General features: G+C 72.8%; 16 protein-coding genes and 1 riboswitch. Of the genes, 5 read left to right on the top strand and 11 right to left on the bottom strand.

Features of this window, described 5'->3' with window-relative positions; all coding sequences use genetic code 11:
* Window positions 1-422 precede the first annotated feature (422 nt).
* The 3 genes from ACQEVC_RS38195 to ACQEVC_RS38205 form a co-directional block, all read right to left on the bottom strand.
* Entirely contained in the window at window positions 423-1,607 is a 1,185-nt protein-coding gene (locus ACQEVC_RS38195; protein ID WP_432888163.1) for a serine hydrolase domain-containing protein, read from the bottom strand.
* Window positions 1,608-1,868: 261 nt separating this feature from the next.
* Window positions 1,869-2,135 carry a hypothetical protein gene (locus tag ACQEVC_RS38200; protein WP_432888165.1) on the bottom strand — a complete coding sequence of 89 codons (267 nt, stop codon included), beginning with the start codon at window positions 2,133-2,135 and terminating at the stop codon, window positions 1,869-1,871.
* Complete coding sequence (locus ACQEVC_RS38205) at window positions 2,135-2,503, bottom strand: ArsR/SmtB family transcription factor (RefSeq protein WP_432888167.1); 369 nt, start codon at window positions 2,501-2,503, stop codon at window positions 2,135-2,137. The genes ACQEVC_RS38200 and ACQEVC_RS38205 overlap by 1 nt, the downstream gene beginning before the upstream one ends.
* Window positions 2,504-3,058: 555 nt before the next feature.
* Here ACQEVC_RS38205 and ACQEVC_RS38210 point away from each other — a divergent pair.
* From ACQEVC_RS38210 to ACQEVC_RS38220, 3 genes are all read left to right on the top strand, one after another.
* Window positions 3,059-3,841, top strand: coding sequence for an ABC transporter ATP-binding protein (locus ACQEVC_RS38210; RefSeq protein ID WP_432888169.1), 783 nt, complete (start codon window positions 3,059-3,061; stop codon window positions 3,839-3,841).
* Window positions 3,842-3,852: 11 nt separating this feature from the next.
* Window positions 3,853-6,357 carry an FtsX-like permease family protein gene (locus tag ACQEVC_RS38215; protein ID WP_432888171.1) on the top strand — a complete coding sequence of 835 codons (2,505 nt, stop codon included), beginning with the start codon at window positions 3,853-3,855 and terminating at the stop codon, window positions 6,355-6,357.
* Between the two features lie 293 nt (window positions 6,358-6,650).
* Window positions 6,651-7,661, top strand: coding sequence for a DUF5954 family protein (locus ACQEVC_RS38220; protein ID WP_432888173.1), 1,011 nt, complete (start codon window positions 6,651-6,653; stop codon window positions 7,659-7,661).
* 131 nt (window positions 7,662-7,792) lie between these two features.
* Here ACQEVC_RS38220 and ACQEVC_RS38225 read toward each other — a convergent pair whose 3' ends face one another.
* The 3 genes from ACQEVC_RS38225 to ACQEVC_RS38235 all read right to left on the bottom strand — a co-directional run bounded on the left by ACQEVC_RS38225 (window position 7,793) and on the right by ACQEVC_RS38235 (window position 11,437).
* On the bottom strand, window positions 7,793-8,506 hold the full coding sequence (locus ACQEVC_RS38225; RefSeq protein WP_432888175.1) for a hypothetical protein: 714 nt from the start codon (window positions 8,504-8,506) through the stop codon (window positions 7,793-7,795).
* Window positions 8,507-8,654: 148 nt separating this feature from the next.
* Entirely contained in the window at window positions 8,655-10,979 is a 2,325-nt protein-coding gene (locus ACQEVC_RS38230) for a rhamnogalacturonan lyase (protein WP_432888176.1), read from the bottom strand.
* A gap of 137 nt (window positions 10,980-11,116) precedes the next feature.
* Window positions 11,117-11,437 (bottom strand): DoxX family protein, encoded by a 321-nt coding sequence (locus ACQEVC_RS38235; protein WP_432888178.1) that lies wholly within the window; start codon window positions 11,435-11,437, stop codon window positions 11,117-11,119.
* 96 nt (window positions 11,438-11,533) lie between these two features.
* On the opposite strand from ACQEVC_RS38235, the gene ACQEVC_RS38240 reads away from it, so the two are divergent.
* Window positions 11,534-11,770 carry a hypothetical protein gene (locus ACQEVC_RS38240; RefSeq protein ID WP_432888180.1) on the top strand — a complete coding sequence of 79 codons (237 nt, stop codon included), beginning with the start codon at window positions 11,534-11,536 and terminating at the stop codon, window positions 11,768-11,770.
* A 25-nt stretch (window positions 11,771-11,795) separates the two neighbouring features.
* Here ACQEVC_RS38240 and ACQEVC_RS38245 read toward each other — a convergent pair whose 3' ends face one another.
* The 4 genes from ACQEVC_RS38245 to ACQEVC_RS38260 all read right to left on the bottom strand — a co-directional run bounded on the left by ACQEVC_RS38245 (window position 11,796) and on the right by ACQEVC_RS38260 (window position 14,262).
* Complete coding sequence (locus ACQEVC_RS38245) at window positions 11,796-12,446, bottom strand: NADPH-dependent F420 reductase (protein ID WP_432888182.1); 651 nt, start codon at window positions 12,444-12,446, stop codon at window positions 11,796-11,798.
* 181 nt (window positions 12,447-12,627) lie between these two features.
* Complete coding sequence (locus ACQEVC_RS38250; protein WP_432888184.1) at window positions 12,628-13,251, bottom strand: histidine phosphatase family protein; 624 nt, start codon at window positions 13,249-13,251, stop codon at window positions 12,628-12,630.
* Window positions 13,248-14,045, bottom strand: coding sequence for a CbtA family protein (locus ACQEVC_RS38255; protein ID WP_432888186.1), 798 nt, complete (start codon window positions 14,043-14,045; stop codon window positions 13,248-13,250). Before ACQEVC_RS38255 ends, ACQEVC_RS38250 begins: the two co-directional genes overlap by 4 nt.
* A gap of 13 nt (window positions 14,046-14,058) precedes the next feature.
* Window positions 14,059-14,262 (bottom strand): CbtB domain-containing protein, encoded by a 204-nt coding sequence (locus ACQEVC_RS38260; RefSeq protein WP_432888188.1) that lies wholly within the window; start codon window positions 14,260-14,262, stop codon window positions 14,059-14,061.
* A gap of 34 nt (window positions 14,263-14,296) precedes the next feature.
* Window positions 14,297-14,440: riboswitch (cobalamin riboswitch) on the bottom strand.
* Between the two features lie 263 nt (window positions 14,441-14,703).
* Here ACQEVC_RS38260 and ACQEVC_RS38265 point away from each other — a divergent pair.
* The gene (locus tag ACQEVC_RS38265) at window positions 14,704-15,498 is read left to right on the top strand and encodes a cobalt-precorrin-6A reductase (protein ID WP_432888190.1); all 795 of its coding nucleotides are present in this window, start codon (window positions 14,704-14,706) and stop codon (window positions 15,496-15,498) included.
* Here the strand turns inward: ACQEVC_RS38265 and ACQEVC_RS38270 are convergent.
* Complete coding sequence (locus ACQEVC_RS38270) at window positions 15,489-15,794, bottom strand: hypothetical protein (protein WP_432888192.1); 306 nt, start codon at window positions 15,792-15,794, stop codon at window positions 15,489-15,491. The genes ACQEVC_RS38265 and ACQEVC_RS38270 overlap by 10 nt on opposite strands.
* Between the last annotated feature and the right edge of the window lie 6 nt (window positions 15,795-15,800).

Below are 15,800 nucleotides of genomic sequence, written 5' to 3' on the forward strand. Positions count from 1 at the left end.
CGGCAGACCGGCCGTGCGGGGAACGGTGGGCGGCCGGATCGGTTGCCGGGGTCAGCGCGGTGGAAGTGGTGCCGGTCGGTCGGACCGGGGACGGGCGACCAGCGCGGTCACCGGAGCGGGTCAGACCGGTGCGGGGTATGCCGATCGCATCACCGGCCTCTCCGGACCGAGGAGCACCACCAGCGGGAGGAGCAGCCTGTACAGAAGTTCCGCTTGAGAGTGGAGAACAGAGCAGCGATCTGTTCTGTTTTTGCAGGAGGTTGGCCAAAGGTTACCGGCGTGCTACTGGCTCGTCAACGCTTCCACCCCGATCAATGCCACCTCGGCAGACCGACGCCCGGCCGGACACGCGGCAACCCGCCCCGTGACCGGTGGTCACGGGGCGGGTGGACACGCCGGCTACCGGCGGTGTCGCGGCGCGGCTACCCCGCGCTGCCGCAGAGCGCGTCCGCCACGATCTCGTCCGCGCGGCGCAGTACGGGCAGTGCCGCCTCGTCCCCGGCCAACTGGGTGGTCAGGGAGAGCACGATCGCGCGTCGGCCGTCGGTGGTGACACCGTTGACGGTGCTCATCCCGGGCACGTCGCCGCCGTGGCTCCAGTAGCCGCCACAGGCGTTCGGAGCCCACATGATGCCGAGCCCGTAGCGGGCGCCCGGCAGGAAGTCCTGGAAGGTCTCGGCGAGCACGGTACGCCGCATCTCGACCAACTGCGCCGGGGCGAGCAGCCGGCCCTGTTGCAGCGCCTGCCAGAAGCGGACCAGGTCGGACGGGGTGCTGACCAGGTCGCCGGCCGTGTAGGCCATGGTGGTGTTGAACAGGGTGGTGTCGTCCAGCGGCCCGCCCGGCTCCCACTGCTGGTAACCCCTGGCATGCGGCCCGGGCAGGTACACCCGGTCCCCCGGCGTGGAGGTCTCGGTCAGCCGCAGCGGCCGCAGGATGCGGTCCCGCAGTTCGGCCGCCCAGCTCCGGCCGGTCACCCGCTCGATCAGCATCCCGGCCAGGATGTAGTTGGTGTTCGAGTAGTCCCAGCTCGTGCCGGGGGCGAACATCGGCGGGTGCGCCATGGCAAGCGCGACCAGTTCCCCGGGCTCGTAGTGGTCGAACCGGTGCCGGGCGTACCCCTCGGCGGAGGAGAGACCGGGCAGGTCGCGGGTGTAGTTGTAGAGGCCGCTGGTGTGCTGTAGAAGCTGCCGGACGGTGATCCGCCGGCCGTCGTTGCCGTTGCCTGCCACCACACCGGGCAGCCAGCGGTCGACGGTGTCGTCGAGCCGGAGCCGGCCCTCGCCGACGAGCTGCAACACGAGTACGGCGGCAAAGGTCTTGGTGTTGCTGCCCATCCGGAAATACCCGTCCCGGGGTACCGGCGCACCCGTGGTCAGGTCGCGGGTCCCCGCCCGGGCATAGCTGTCGCGTACGCCGTCCCGGGCCAGACCCTGCACGCCGGTGACGCCGAGGGCGTGCAGGTCCGTCACGCCGGTCCGCAGCCATCGTGCACTGTCGACGGACGTCGAAGCGGACGCCGTCGGCGCCACGGCGACGCCGAGCATCGCGGCCACCGCAGCGATGACCACCAGACACCGGGCGCCTCGACTGAGCTTCCTGGACATGTCGGTCTCCTCCCCCTCGACCACCTGGCCCGAGCCTATGAAGTCGGTCGATACCGACACATCGGTGTTTGCCCGGAGGGGATCTCCCCCGGCCGACCCGGGGAGGTGGTCGAGCCCACTCCCCCTAAAGCATCCTAGGACGATAGTCATCGTTGGGGATCTCGTTACTCGACTGGCCGTCGACATGGTCACCGCGACTCCGGACGCCGGCGGCCGTGATCCGGATGCCCCGCCCGGCCAACGGCGGGACAAGGCATCGGGCTATTCCACCTCGCGGAGCAGTCGTTCGAGGGCGGTGACGCGGTCGCGGATCTCGGCCAACTGGCCGGTGACCTCTTCGAGACGGCGTTCCGTCTTCTCCTGGGTGGCAACGGCCGTTTCGGCCAGCGCGCGGTACTCCCGTTCCCGGGCCAGGGTCGCCCTGGCCCGCCAGGTGGCGAACGCCTGCCAGATGACCACGACCACCACGGTGGTCGCCAGGGTGAAGATGCCGAGCACCAGCAGCATCGTCCACGCGTCCGAGTCCATCAGCTCGCCCCCTTCGATCGGCTTCGACCGGTCGATTCGTCGTTGGTCGGTTCATCGGCTTCGGCGGTGCGCATGGTCAGCGTGCGCACCGCCGTCGCCACGGCGGTCGGGTCGAGGTGGATCGTGAACGGGGTCACCTCGTAGTACTTCATCGCCTTGCCCTCGGGGGAGACCTCGACCGTGGCCGCCACCAGGCCGACCGCCTCCAGCCGGCGCAGGTGCACCTGGAGGAGCGGGCGGCTGATACCGAGTTGCCGGGCAAGCTCACTGACGTAGAAGCGCCCGCCGAGGAGCGTCGCGATGATCCGAAGCCGATGCGGATTGGCCAGGGTCGCGAGTGTCTTCAGCAGGTCATCGCCCGTGAGCACAGCGGTCCTTAACTAGATTTGCACGTGCCAGGAGATTCTGGCGTGTCCCGGACCACGGGTCAAGTCGCCCCCCGAGGAGTTGGTGATAGTTCCTAGCATGTGCAAGAGTTTATTTGCGCTTGCTAGCTAATGTTGACCTACGCCGGGGGTTCTGGTGTTCCGATCCACGCGAGGAGAACGGCCGCGCCGAACTGCGTCCGACCCAGCGCACGTGGCCTACCGGGCTTCGTCTGGCCGCCCTGGTCGGGTGGTTCTGGTCGGTCCTCACGATGGTGCTGCTCGCGCACGCGGTGCGACCGGCGTCGCGTCCGCGCGGCTGCGAAAGGTCCTGCTGGCGGTCCATCTGGCCTGCACCGGAACCTGGCTCGACATCGGCGCCGTCATGACCGCCCTCACCGAGGCGGAGCGCCGGCATGGCCGTGCGGGGCCCCGCGCGGCCATGCCGGCGGCGCAGTCCCAGTAGGAGCGGCGCAGTCCCAGTAGGAAACGAGACCAGCTCGCTGTCGACGATTCCGGCATCGACTGTCCGACAACCCGAAGAAAGGTTTACATGTGATGACGAAACCGGCCAGCCCGCCTCGGGAACGGCAGGAGACGGCCCTACCGCCGGCCGCCGTCCGCGCAATCGGCCTGAGCAAGGCGTACGGCAGCGGCCCCGCCCGGGTAGTGGCGCTGGACACGGTCGACGTGGCGATCCCCACCGGCCAGTTCACGGCCGTGATGGGTCCATCCGGTTCGGGCAAGTCCACCCTGATGCACTGCCTCGCGGGCCTGGACCGCCCGTCCAGCGGCTCGGTCCAGTTGGGAGACGTGGCCCTGGACACCCTCTCCGACGCGGCCCTGACCGACCTACGCCGCCGCGAGATCGGTTTCGTGTTCCAGTCGTTCAACCTGATCCCGACGCTCACCGCCGCGGAGAACATCACTCTGCCGCTGACCCTCGGCGGCCGGCGCCCCGACCGAGCCCTGCTGACGTCCATCGTGGCGGCGCTCGGGTTGGCCGATCGGCTCGGACACCGGCCCGCCGAGCTGTCCGGCGGGCAGCAGCAGCGGGTGGCGCTGGCCCGGGCCCTGGTGACCCAGCCACGGATCGTCTTCGCCGACGAGCCGACCGGGAGCCTGGACTCCCGCACCGGCGCCGAATTGCTGCGCCTGATGCGTCGCTCGGTGGACGAGTTCGGGCGGACCGTGGTGATGGTGACGCATGACCCCTCCGCGGCCGTGATCGCCGACCAGGTGCTGTTCCTCGCCGACGGCCGTCTGGTGGCCGAACTGGTCGCGCCCAGCCTGGAGGCGGTGCTGGAGCGACTGGCCGCGCTCGACCGGGGGCCGGCGTGAACATCTGGCGGATGGGAATGCGCAACCTCCTCGCGCACCGGGGCCGGCTGGCGATGACATTCGCCACCGTCGTGCTCAGCGTCGCGTTCGTCGCCGGCACCCTCTTCTTCGCGGACAGCATCGCTCCGGCCCCCGGTGCGATCCGCACCGACGTGGCCGTACTGGTGACCCCGGCCGGTGCGGAGGACGGCGGGGAGTACGACTTCGATCCCACCTTGCTGCCGGAGCAGCAGCGGCAGCGGTTGGCCACACTGCCCGGGGTGGCCAGGGCCGACGGCATCGTCTACGGGTACGCGGCCGTGGTCGGCGCGGACGGCAAGGTGGCCCGCCCGCCCGGCTTCGCCGACGATCTGATCGGCACCAACTGGACCGACAGTCCCCGGCTGCGGTTGCTGGCCGGGCGCGAACCCCGCGGGCCTGGCGAGATCGCCGTGGAACAGGTGACCGCCCGCAACGGTGAGCTGGAACCGGGCACCTCGACCCGGGCGCTGTACCGGGCCGGCACCGACGAGGTCAGGGTCGTCGGGATCTACTCCTACCACCCGGTTCTGCGGGACGGGCCCGGCCGCGCGCCGGCCCTCGCCTTCGACACCGCCACCGCCCAGCGGCTGCTCCGGGCGCCGGACACGTTCACCTCGGTGGAGCTGACCGCCGAGCCGGGGGTCGACCTGCGGCAACTGCACGAGACGGTGGCCGCCGCGCTGCCGGCGACGTTCACGGCACAGGACGGCGCCGTGCTCGCCGAGCGGTCGCGGGAGCAGGAGGAGGGCGACGCCGCGACCACGGCCCAGATCCTGCTCACGTTCACCCTGATCGCACTGCTGGTGGGCACCACGCTGATCACGAACACCTTCACGATGCTGGTCGGGCAGCGTACCCGGCAGTTCGGCATGCTGCGCGCGATCGGCGCCAGCCGCCGCCAGATCGAGGGGATGGTCGTCGCCGAGGCGGCCGGTATCGGCGTCCTCGGTACCGCCGCTGGCCTGCTGGTCGGGCTCGGCCTGGCGCTTCCGATGATCGAGTTCACGGCCACCCGGGACTCGTTTCTCGGAGACACCCTGCGGGTCAGGCCCGGTGCCGTACTGACCAGCATGTTCGTCGGAATCGCGATCACGATGCTGGCGGCCTGGCTGCCGGCCCGGCGGGCCGCCGCCGCGCCGCCCGTGGTCGCGCTCCAGGGCGACCTCGTCCTGGCGGTGAAGGCGCAGCGGGTGCGTACCGTCATCGGGTGGGTGCTGGCCGCGACGGCCGCGCTGCTTCTGCTGTTGGCGCCGCTCGGCAACCAGCCACCGTTCACCGTCGCCGGCGGCGTCGGCGCGTTCGTCCTGCTCGTCGCCGTCGTCCTGCTCGCCGCGCAGCTGGCCCGCCCGCTGGTGCGGGCCATGGTCGCGCCGTTCCGGTCCCGCCCGCTGGCCCGGCTCGCCGCCGAGAACACGCTGCGCAACCCCCGCCGCACCGCGGCCACTATCTCGGCGCTGCTCGTGGGCGTCGCACTGGCCACCGGGATCGCGGTCTTCGGCAACAGCGTCAGCCGGGCCGACCAGGCCGGCACCGAACGCGCGCTCCAGGCCCCGTTCATCGCGGTCAACATCGGCGGCGGGGAGATCAACAACGACATCCTGCACCGGATACGGGCGGTCCCGGGGGTCACCGTGGTCGCACCGATCCGGCTGGACAGCGCCCGGAGCGACGACGAGGAGATGCCGCTCGCCGCCGTCGACCCGGTCGCCCTCGGCCCCCTGCTGCACCTCGACCTCCGCTCGGGTACGCCGTCCGAGCTGGCCCGCGGCGCGTTCGCGGCAGAGTCGCTGGCGGCGCAGCGCGGTTGGTCGCCGGGCGACGTGGTCCGGTTGTCGATCGGGGACCGGCCGGAACCGGTGCAGGTCACCATCGTCGGCGTCTACTCGCACGCCCCGCTGCTCGCCAACGGGCTGCTGGTGTCGGACGAGTTCGCCGACCGGCACTTCCAGCGCCGCAACGGCGGAACGCTGCTCATTGGCGCGGACACCGGCGAGCAGTCGCTGCACCGGGAGCTGACCGCAGCGGTCGCGGATCGCCCGGACGTGATCCTCTACACCGCGGACCGGTACATCCGCGAGGAGGCCAGCCAGCTGTCCGGGCTCGTCTGGATGTCGACCGCGTTGCTCGGCCTGTCGATGCTCATCGCCCTGCTCGGCATCGTCAACACTCTTGCGCTGTCGGTCCTGGAACGCACCCGCGAGGTCGGCCTGCTCCGGGCCATCGGGATGCGGCGGCGGAAGGTCCGGGCGATGGTCCGGATCGAGTCGGTGCTGATCGCCGTGGTGGGCGGTGTGCTCGGGATCGGGGTCGGTGCGATGATCGGCGCGATGTTCCAGCATGCCGTGCTCGGTCAGCCGGTCCGCGAGACCGCCCTCCCCTGGCCTTCGATCGGCGGGCTGCTCCTGGCCATGGCCGTCGCCGGTGTGCTGGCGGCGGAGTGGCCGGCCCGCAACGCCGCCCGCACCGACGTACTGACGGCGATCGGCACACAGTAGAGGGCAGCCGGGACGGGCGCGGGCCGGCGGGCCGGATCACCAGGGGCGCCGCCGGTGGGTAGCCGGTGTCGAACGGTCGCCGCCGCCAGGTCGGCGGCGACCGTCACATCGAGCCATGTAGATGCTCGCATGGACGTTGGGGACTGACGAGGAGCCGCGGAGGGCTCGCAGGTGCGGGCCCTCCGCCCGCCGTGTCGGCGGCCACGCTCCCACGCGTCCCCGCCGGCATCTGTACCAACATTGCCGCAGCGCGGAGGGCTGCGCATCGAATACGACCGGGGCACACTGCGTGCATGACTCATCACGGTAGGCAGGTGCCGGATCATCTGCTGATCCGGATAGCGCAACGGAACGATCCGGTGTCGGCGGTCTCCGAGGACGACGCCCGGCGCCGGTCGCTCGCCTATCCGAAGCTGATGTGGGGCGCACCGGTCTTCGGCTACGCCGAGGAGGTGGTGGGCCGGTGGCGGATCCTCAGCCTCAGCGGCGACCAGCCACAGGGCAGCCGGGACGCCCTCGGCTCGTACTTCCGGCGGTTGCTGAGCGAGACACCGGAGACCTCCGGGCACGCGGCCGAGCGGCGGGAATACCAGGAGGCGATCCGGCTGCTCGACTGGGAGGTGGTCGACGACCTCACCGTGTACGGCCGCCGATACCGGATCATCCGCGCCCAGCCGTTCATCCGGATGGGGCCGGACGGACCCGAACCACCCCGGCCCACCGACCCGGATCCGTACCCGCCCGGCAAGACGCGCGACGCGCGGTGCCAGGAGGAGGGCTTCGTCATCGACCCGGCCGCGAGCACCGGTCTCGCCGACGGCCTGCTGCGGATCGAGATGGTCCCCGCGTACTACAAGGCCGGCATCGTCCCGGACGACGTCCGGGCCGACTCCCGCCGGGCGCTGGCCACCCATCCGAACGTGGTGCTGCTGCCGGTCGGCTTCACCATCGGCGAGTACGTGCACGGGAGCTGGCAACCCCGGTCGTTCGCCACGTACCCGACGCCGCAGGCCGCCCGCGACTCGGCGGCCTTCCGGTTCAGTGACATCGTGCCGCACGAAGACGCGTCGCTGGAGGAGATCCGGGCCGCGTACACCCGGGCGATGGAGGAGTTCGAGGCTCCCCGTACGGACGAGTTCGAGATCCGGGGCGTCCGCTGCCGGGTGACCCGGGTGGAGCGGTTCGTCCGGGTCGGCCCGGACGGCCCGGAGGGCCCCCGACCCTCGGACTGGGATCCGGAACCGCCGCCGGAGCTGCACTGCCAGCAACTACGTGAGCAGGGGCTGCTACCCGACCCGGACTGAGCAGCCGCGGGAAGGTGTGGATCGGGGCCACCGTCTCCGCGGCCGGGGGACTCGGCCGGTCGATCCGGCATCAGGGGAAGAGGCCGGACAGCAGCGACGGGACCAGGGGTAGCCGAAGGCCGCCGATCCCCTCAGACGGTGCCGGGTCGGTCGGCGCGCCGGGGCCGCCGCCGGTACCCGACGACGAGCCCGAGCCCGACGGCCGCCGCGACCAGCAGCGTGCCGGCGACCAGCAGCGCACGCCGGGACGTGCTCGTCGCCGGTTCCGGGGCGGGCCGGGAACCGGCCGGCCCGGCGGCGGCACTGCGGTCGTCGGCCGGTGCCGGGGCGGCGACCGCCGCGAACGGGTCCCGGTCGGGGTCGACCGGAACCGTCGGCGGCCGGATCGCGCCGGGCCAGTACTTCTCGGTCTGGCCCGGTTGCAGCGGCGCCGGCACGCCGAGCACCGCCATCCCGCCGGGCACGGTGAGGGTACCGATCCGGTAGTCCGCGAACCGGCCCTGTACGGCGGTCACCGTCCAGGCACCGGCGTGCGGTACCGCGACGGCCGCGGCGTAGTGCGCCGGCTCCGGCAGCGCCGACGCCGCGAACGACACCGACGTGCCCTTCTCGTCCACCAGCCGCAGCGCCACCCGGCCGAGATCACCCTCGTAGGGGTGGAAACCGTGCTGGAGCACCCAGAGCCCGACGGTGTAGCCCCGGCCCGGTTCCAGCCGGTCCGGCAGCGGGTCCAGCACGGTGACCGCCCAGTTGCCGGCCCGGGCGGGTGTCGGGGCGAGCAGCAGGGTGCCGGCCAGCCCGACCAGGGTCGCGACGACGGCGGCGAGCATGCGACGGGTACGCATCGTTGACCACCTCCACCGGGGACGAGCCGCGCCCCCGCCACCCGGTTCCCGGCCCCGCCGGTGGTCCGGGGTTTGCCGGAAACGGCGGGACCCGGCGCTCCGGGTGGAGCGCCGGGTCCCGCCGGGTCGGCCGGTGAACCGCCGCCACTCAGTGCCCGGGCAGCGGCACCCGGGACCAGTTGATGTCCGAGCCGAGATAGAAGCTCGGGTACGACGGCTGGTTGTAGGTCGTCTGCTGCCGGGCCACCTCGACCCGGTACTGCGGATCGTGCATCAGCGTGTAGAGCTTGCGGTCGGTCAGCTCGGTACTCAGGTAGATCCGGATCGCCGAACTGTCCACGGTGCGGGTCAGCAACTCCTCGCGCCAGTCGCCGAGGACGTCGGCGACCAGTCCCGGGTTGCCCTTCGTCCCGTTGTTGGTCCGGGTGCCCTCGGCGGTGAGCAGCCGGCCCCGCTGCCAGTCGTCGATGCTCGGGGTCACCTCCCCCGCGCCGTCGACGATCTGGGTGGTCATGTCCGCCGCCCACCGGATGCTCTGGTTGGTGCCGGGGATCACGGTGCCGAGCAGGTCCCCGTCGGCGGTACGCAGCCCCGGCCCGTCCGGCTGGCCGCCGACGACCGTCGCCCAGGTCTCCAGGCCCGGCTCGGCGGGGACGACGTCGCCGACCATGCCACGTCCGGTGTCCACACCGGTGTAGCCACCGTAGATCACCTCGCCGGTGCGGGCGTCCCGCAGCGCGTAGCCGTACGGCGCACCGGTCGCACCCTCGTGCACCATGAAGATCTCCAGTCCGGGGCGGGCCGGGTCGATGTCGGTGACGTGCATCGCGTCGCCGTGCCCGACCTTCGCCCGCGCACCCGGGTTGGCGCTGCCCGGGGGCAGGACGCCGTAGGAGCTGTAGAGCAGGCTGCCGTCGTGGTCGATGGTGGCGCCGCCGTAGACGACCTCCTGCTTTCCGTCGGCGTCCACGTCGGCGACGGACAGCGAGTGCGCACCCTGGGTGGTCAGGGTGCCGTACTCCGGGTCGGTGCCCTCCCGGCCGTGCGGGCTGTCGTTGAACGGGTTGGCCATCGGCACCCAGCCGCTGTCGACGTACCAGTCCTCGCGCAGTCGCCGGCCGTCCCAGCGGTAGGCGACCAACGTGGCGCGGGTGTAGTAGCCCCGGGCGAAGATCGCCGACGGGTGCCGGCCGTCCAGGTAGGCGACCCCGGCGAGGAACCGGTCGACCCGGTTGCCCGGCTCGATCCGGCTCATCGCGTAGTCGCCCCACATCAGCCCGTCGTCGTGCCGGCCGGGCTTGTAGTGGACGGTCTGCAACTCGCGGCCGGTCGCCCCGTCGAAGACGGTCAGGTATTCCGGCCCGTCCACGATGAAGCCCTGGAACGCCCGCAGCGCGTTGCGGGTGCTCCGCGCCGGTGCGTAGACGTCGACGAAGTGGTCGACCAGCGCCTCGGCGTCGGCCCGGGACAGCGGGTAGGCGTACGTCGGGGCGATGCCGAAGGCCTGTTCCAGGGTCGCCGGCCAGCGCCCGGCCAGCACCTCCGGGTGCCGGTGCCAGCCGAGGAAGAGGTCGACGAGCTTCTGCCGGTACTTCTCCGGGCTCAGCCGGTAGTCGTCGGTGTGCGCGTAGCCGGCCCGGACGTCCTCGCGGGGCATCGTGACGTACCGCTCGGAGACGACCCGGCCCTGCCGGTCGTACCGGGTGACCTTGGTACCGGGGGCGGTCTTGAGCATCATCTCGGCGCGGTTGTCGCCGTCGAAGTCGTAGACCAGGAACTGCGTGTAGTGCGCCCCGGCCCGGATGTTGACCCCGAGCGAGACCCGGTGCAGCAGGGTGCCGTCGAGTTGGTAGGTGTCGAGGTAGACCTCGCCGGTGTAGCCGACCTGGGAGACGTCCTTGGAGTTCGACGGGTCCCACTTGACGACGTACTCGTACTGCCCGTCGCCGTCGACGTCGCCGACGCTCAGGTCGGACGCCGAGTAGGTGTACGCCTCACCGGTCGGGGTCACCCCGTCGGCCGGCTTGCGCAGCGGCAGGTCGCGGTGGCCGTCGGCCCATGGCGTCACCGGTACGCCCCGGGCACCGGTCCGGCCCCGGACCACCGCCGCGACCTGGTAGGCGGCGGTGGCGGTGCCGGCCCGGTCGAGATAGTTGGTGCTGTCGGTGACGGTGCCGATCCGTCGCCCGTCCCGGTAGACGGCGAAGTCGGCGCCGGTCAGGCCGGTGCGCCCCCGTCCGGTCGCCTCTTCGCCGAGCAGCCGCCAGCTCAGGAACACCCCGTCGGCGGTGGCGACCGCGACGAGCCCGCGGTCGAGGCGTTCGAGGCGGGGCCCGTGCTTTCCGGCGCCGCCGCCTGGCTGGGCGGAGACCGCCGTCGGACTGCCGACCAGCAACGCGGTCACCGAGAGGCCGGCGACGAGTGCCCGCGACAGTACGGCGAACGCCCGGCCTCGCCTGGTTCGAAATCTCATGGGTCTCCAATGTGGGTACGACCCGATCCTGCCGGTGGGACGATCTGCGACCGGGCTGAAACGATACAATCCACTGAGAATTCTGGATGTCCGGCAGGCTTGTCAAGATGGTCGCCCCGTCCCGGGCGGCGGCACGGTCACCGCGCGACGGCGACCTCCAGCACCAGGCAGGCGACGGCGAGCGCCAGGAAGCCGCCGGCGTAGCCCAGCGTGCGGAAGACCCGGGCCCGCAGGTGCACGGTGACCGCTCCGACGAAGAAGAGCACCAGGCCGATCGCGGCGGCGAGCCCGACCACCGGCACCCCGAGCAGGCCGAGGAGCAGACCGGCCGCTCCGGCGGCCTTGAGTGCGGCGAGCGGCAGGCAGCCAGGACGGTGGTACGCCCACCTCGGCGGAGTTGGCGAGCACGAACTCGGTCCGGGCCAGGTCGGCGGCGGCGCTCCAGACGCAGACCACAATGGTCAGAACGGCCACCACGACGTACGCGGTCAGCACCGCGCACCTCCGGCCGGCCGGCCCGGGCGGATGACACGGGGCATCATCGGGCGCGGGCGGTGGCCGAGGAGACCCGGCACTTCGCCGCCCGGGCCCGGATGGGCGGCACCGCCTGGGTCGACGGCACCCCGGGGATCGTGATCGCCCCGCGCGGTCGGCTGATGGCCGCGCTGCGGCTCACCGTCGAAGCGGGGCGGATCCGCACCATCGAGGTGATCGGCGACCGGGACCGGCTCGACGCGCTCAGCATCGCGGTGGCCGGCGGTGCCGGCCGGTCGCGGGAACACACCTGGTAGTCCCGACGGGCCGTTCCGGGGTGCGCTATCGGAGTACGCCGCGGACGGCCGTTTCGAACTCGGGGCGGCGCAGCGAGGCGCCGAAAACGGGGCCGCCGGGTTCGAGCAGGCGCCCGGCGGCGAGGCTGTCCAGCCGTACGGCGTCGTAGCCGATGTGCTCGACGACCTCGGCCACCAGATCCGTCGCCGCCTTGTCGTCGCCGGCCACGCCGAGCGCGCGCCGGTCCGGGTCACCCGCCGGCCGGCGTTCCTCCTCGATCTGGTGGTAGCCGGCGTGGTTGAAGGTCTTCACCACCGTCGACCGGTCGAGCCGACGGGCCACGATCTCGCTGCTGCCGTACCGGGGGTCTTCGAACATCTCCTGTACGCCGTCGGTCGGCGGCCAGTAGTTCATCGTGTCGACGACGAGCTTGCCGGCGACCATTCCGGGATCGAAGGCCGGAAACCGGTGCAGCGGGATCGCCAGCACCACGAGGTCGGCGTCCCGTACGGCGTCGGCGGCCCAGCGAGGCTCGGCGCCCGGCACCAGGATCTGGGTGATCAGCGCGATCTTCTCCGGGTCGCCGGAAGCGGCGATCGTGACCGGATGGCCGGCGGCGAGCGCGACCCGGGCGATCACCGGGCCGACGTGTCCGGCGCCGAGCACGGCGATCCGGGGCAGCGACGATCCGCTCATGATCGCGAAGCCCTCGCGCCGACGGACGCCGGACGGGGGCGCTGCCGCAGCACGGCGGGGGCGCGCCGACGGGTCAGGCCGCACCGCTGTGCCCGCACGACCGTCCCCCCATCTCGTTGACGCGTCAAGTATACCTGGGGAACCAGGTCGGCCTGCCGGCTATTCCGGGTCGGTCCGCCGGCTATTCCGGGTCGGCGCCGTCAGCCTCGGCGCCGTGCGGCGGAGCGCCGAGCCGGAGCTGCCAGCCCGGTCCGCGCCCGGTCAGCCGGACCACCGCCAGTGGCGCCACATCCAGCCGCCAGAAGGTGGCGGCCGGCAGTCGCAGCGCCCGGACCAGCGCGGCCCGGATCACCACCGGATGGGTGACGGCGACGATCCGCCCACCCCGGTCACGCTGCCCGGTCAGCCATCGGTCGACCCGGTCGAGCAGCGCCTCGACGGACTCGCCGCCGTGCGGGGCGGCGTCCGGCGTGCCGAGCCAGTCCCGCAGCGCGTCGGGCTCCCGGGCGCCGACCTCGGCCAGCGGCCACCCGGTCCACCGGCCGTAGTCACAGTCGGCCAGCGCAGGCACGGCGGTGGGCCGCAGGCCGAGCGCGTACGCGGTCTGCCGGCCCGCCTCGGCGGGAGTACTGAGGCAGGCGTCGATCCGGCCGAACGGCCCGCGCCGACCTGGCCCGGTGCGGGCCAGCGCGCGGGCCGCCGCCAGGCCGGCGGGATCCAGGCTGTCGTCGCCACCGCCGAACACCGCCCGCCGCAGCGCGGCGGTGTGGGCGTGCGCGACCAGGTGCAGGCTGGTCGGGCTCACCGTCCGGCCGGGGCCTCGGCACCGTCCGGCGTCCCGGCGGACCGCTCCGGTCCACTGTCGACGGACGGCGGTCGGTTCCGGCCCCGCCAGCCGAGCAGCACGGCGAAGAGCAGGCCGATCCCGGTCCAGAGCACCACCTGGGTGCCCAGGGAGGCGAGCCGGAACTCCCACAGCAGGGTCGCCGGGAAGTCGCCCGGCACCTCCGCGAACGACGGCAGCACGGTGTAGGCGACCACCGTGACCAGCAGAAACGCGCCGACCGCCGCAGCGGCCCGCGGCGCGTCCGAGGCGTGCGGAGATATCGAGCGGTGCGCCAGGGCCCCGGCCCAGACCGCCACCAGGCCGAGCAGCACCAGCAGCAGGTAGCTGCCGGTCCGCTGGTCGATGGTGTCCGGGTTGCCGACCGCCGGCGGGTTCGCCGGATACTTGCCGAACGGTACGACGACCGCGCCGAGCAGCACCGCGCCGGCCAGCAGCAGCGCCGCCCGGCCGTCGTCGGAGCTGCGGAGTCGACGGCGCAGCAGGACGTACCCGGTGGCGAGCAGGCCGCCCATCGCGGCGCCGAACAGCCCGGTGGCCAGGAACAGCCCGGCGCGCTGACCGTCGCGCCCGACCAACTCCTCGGCGTGGTGGTCGGCCCCGACCTCGGGTGCGGAGTGGGTCGCCCGTTCCTCGATCGCGATCGCGGCATCGATCCGCGGCTCGCCGACGAGGTAGGCGAAGGTCCCGGCGATCAGACCGGCGACGAGGCCTGCGAGCAGGCCACGCAGCAGTACGGACAGGAACGTCGGCACGGCGGGAAGTCGATCAGTGGCAGGGGACGCCGAGCAGGTGCCGGCCGTCGTGCATCAGCTCGTGCAGGTACATGCCGCTGCGCGAGACGGCCCCCTGGTCGAACGCGACCAGGTAGGTCAGCAGGACGAGCACGGCCACGACGGCGAGGGCCGTCCACAGTAGCCGGGCGGAGACCACCGGGTGACTGAGCGGACGGGCCGGGACAGGGCTGGACATGCGTGTGAGACCTCCTCGGGGATGACGCGTCCCCGTCGACAGGCTGCGACGACCGAGCGTCCTGGCTCGCGGGCCCCCGACCGGGGTCGGGACCGCTCACAGTGGCGCGACCGCGCCGGACTCTCACCGGCTTCCCTCGTACCGCCGCAGATGGCCAGTCGACCGTAGCCGGGCGGTACCCGCCGGTCAACCGGGACACCGGTCGGGCAGCGGGGGCCGGGCCCGGCCGTACGCCGCACCGCCGGATCCGCCGACCGGGGGACCCGCTCCGGCGACCGGCACGGAGTCTCGACCGGCGACCGGCGACCGGCAGGCGGCAGGCGACCGGCAGGCGGACCGGTGCCGGCGGGCGGCAGGCCGGTGCCGGCGGGCGGGTGTCGGAGGTCACCACCCGGCGACCGCCCGGTTGTCCCGGCCGGAGCCGGCCGTTACCGTCGCGCCGTGACGACCCGGGTACTGCTGCTCGGCGGCACCGCCGAGGCGCGGGAACTGGCCGCCGCACTGGCCGGGCGTCCCGACACCGTGGTGGTCTCCTCACTGGCCGGCCGGGTCGCCGATCCCCGGCTGCCGGTCGGCGAGGTACGGATCGGCGGGTTCGGCGGACCGGCCGGACTCGCCCGCTGGCTGACCGAGCACCGGGTCGACGTACTCGTCGACGCCACACACCCGTACGCGGCGCGGATCAGGTCGTCGGCGGTCCGGGCGGCCGAGGCGACCGGAGTGCCGTTACTGCGGTTGGAGCGTCCCGGCTGGACGGCGGGTCCCGGGGACCGGTGGCACCGGGTGCCCGACCTCGCCGCCGCCGCCGAGCTGGTGCCCCGGCTGGGCCGCCGGGCCTTCGTCACCACCGGCCGGCAGGGACTGGGCGCGTTCCTGCACCTGACCGGCGTCTGGCTGCTGGTCCGGGTGGTCGACGAGCCGACGATCCCGTTGCCGGACAACGTCACCGTGCGGCGCGACCGGGGCCCTTACCAGGTGGCGTCGGAGTGCGAACTGCTGACCACGCACCGAATCGACGTGCTGGTCAGCAAGGACAGCGGCGGGACGTACACGATGGCGAAGCTGGCCGCCGCCCGCGAGCTGGGGCTGCCAGTGGTGCTGGTGGAGCGGCCGGCGCCGATCGCCCTGCCGGCGACGGTCACCGAGGTGACCGCGGCGCTGGCCTGGCTGGAGACGACGCTGCCGCGCCGGGCGATCGGCGGACCGCCCGGCGCATCGTCAGCGGCTCACGGGTAGTACTGGACGTACAGGTAGCTGGTCCACCAGCCGTTGTCCCGACACTGGTACGCCTTGTACGCCCCGAAGGCCACGCCGATCTGTCCCGTCCGGTTGCAGATCTCCCAGCCCTCCTCAAACGGGAAGGTAGTCCATTGGTCGATCGGCCCCTCCCACTCGTCGGCGGTCGCCGAGATCACCGGCCCGGCCACGCCGGTCCGCTCGGCGGCCACGGCCGCTCCGCCGGACCCGAGTCCACCCGCGAGCAGCGCGCCGGTGGCCGCGAGGGTCATCGCGGCCCTCCAGAACATCCTCATCTGTCC

The sequence above is a fragment of the Plantactinospora sp. CA-294935 genome, assembly GCF_050936445.1.
Lineage (GTDB): Bacteria > Actinomycetota > Actinomycetes > Mycobacteriales > Micromonosporaceae > Plantactinospora.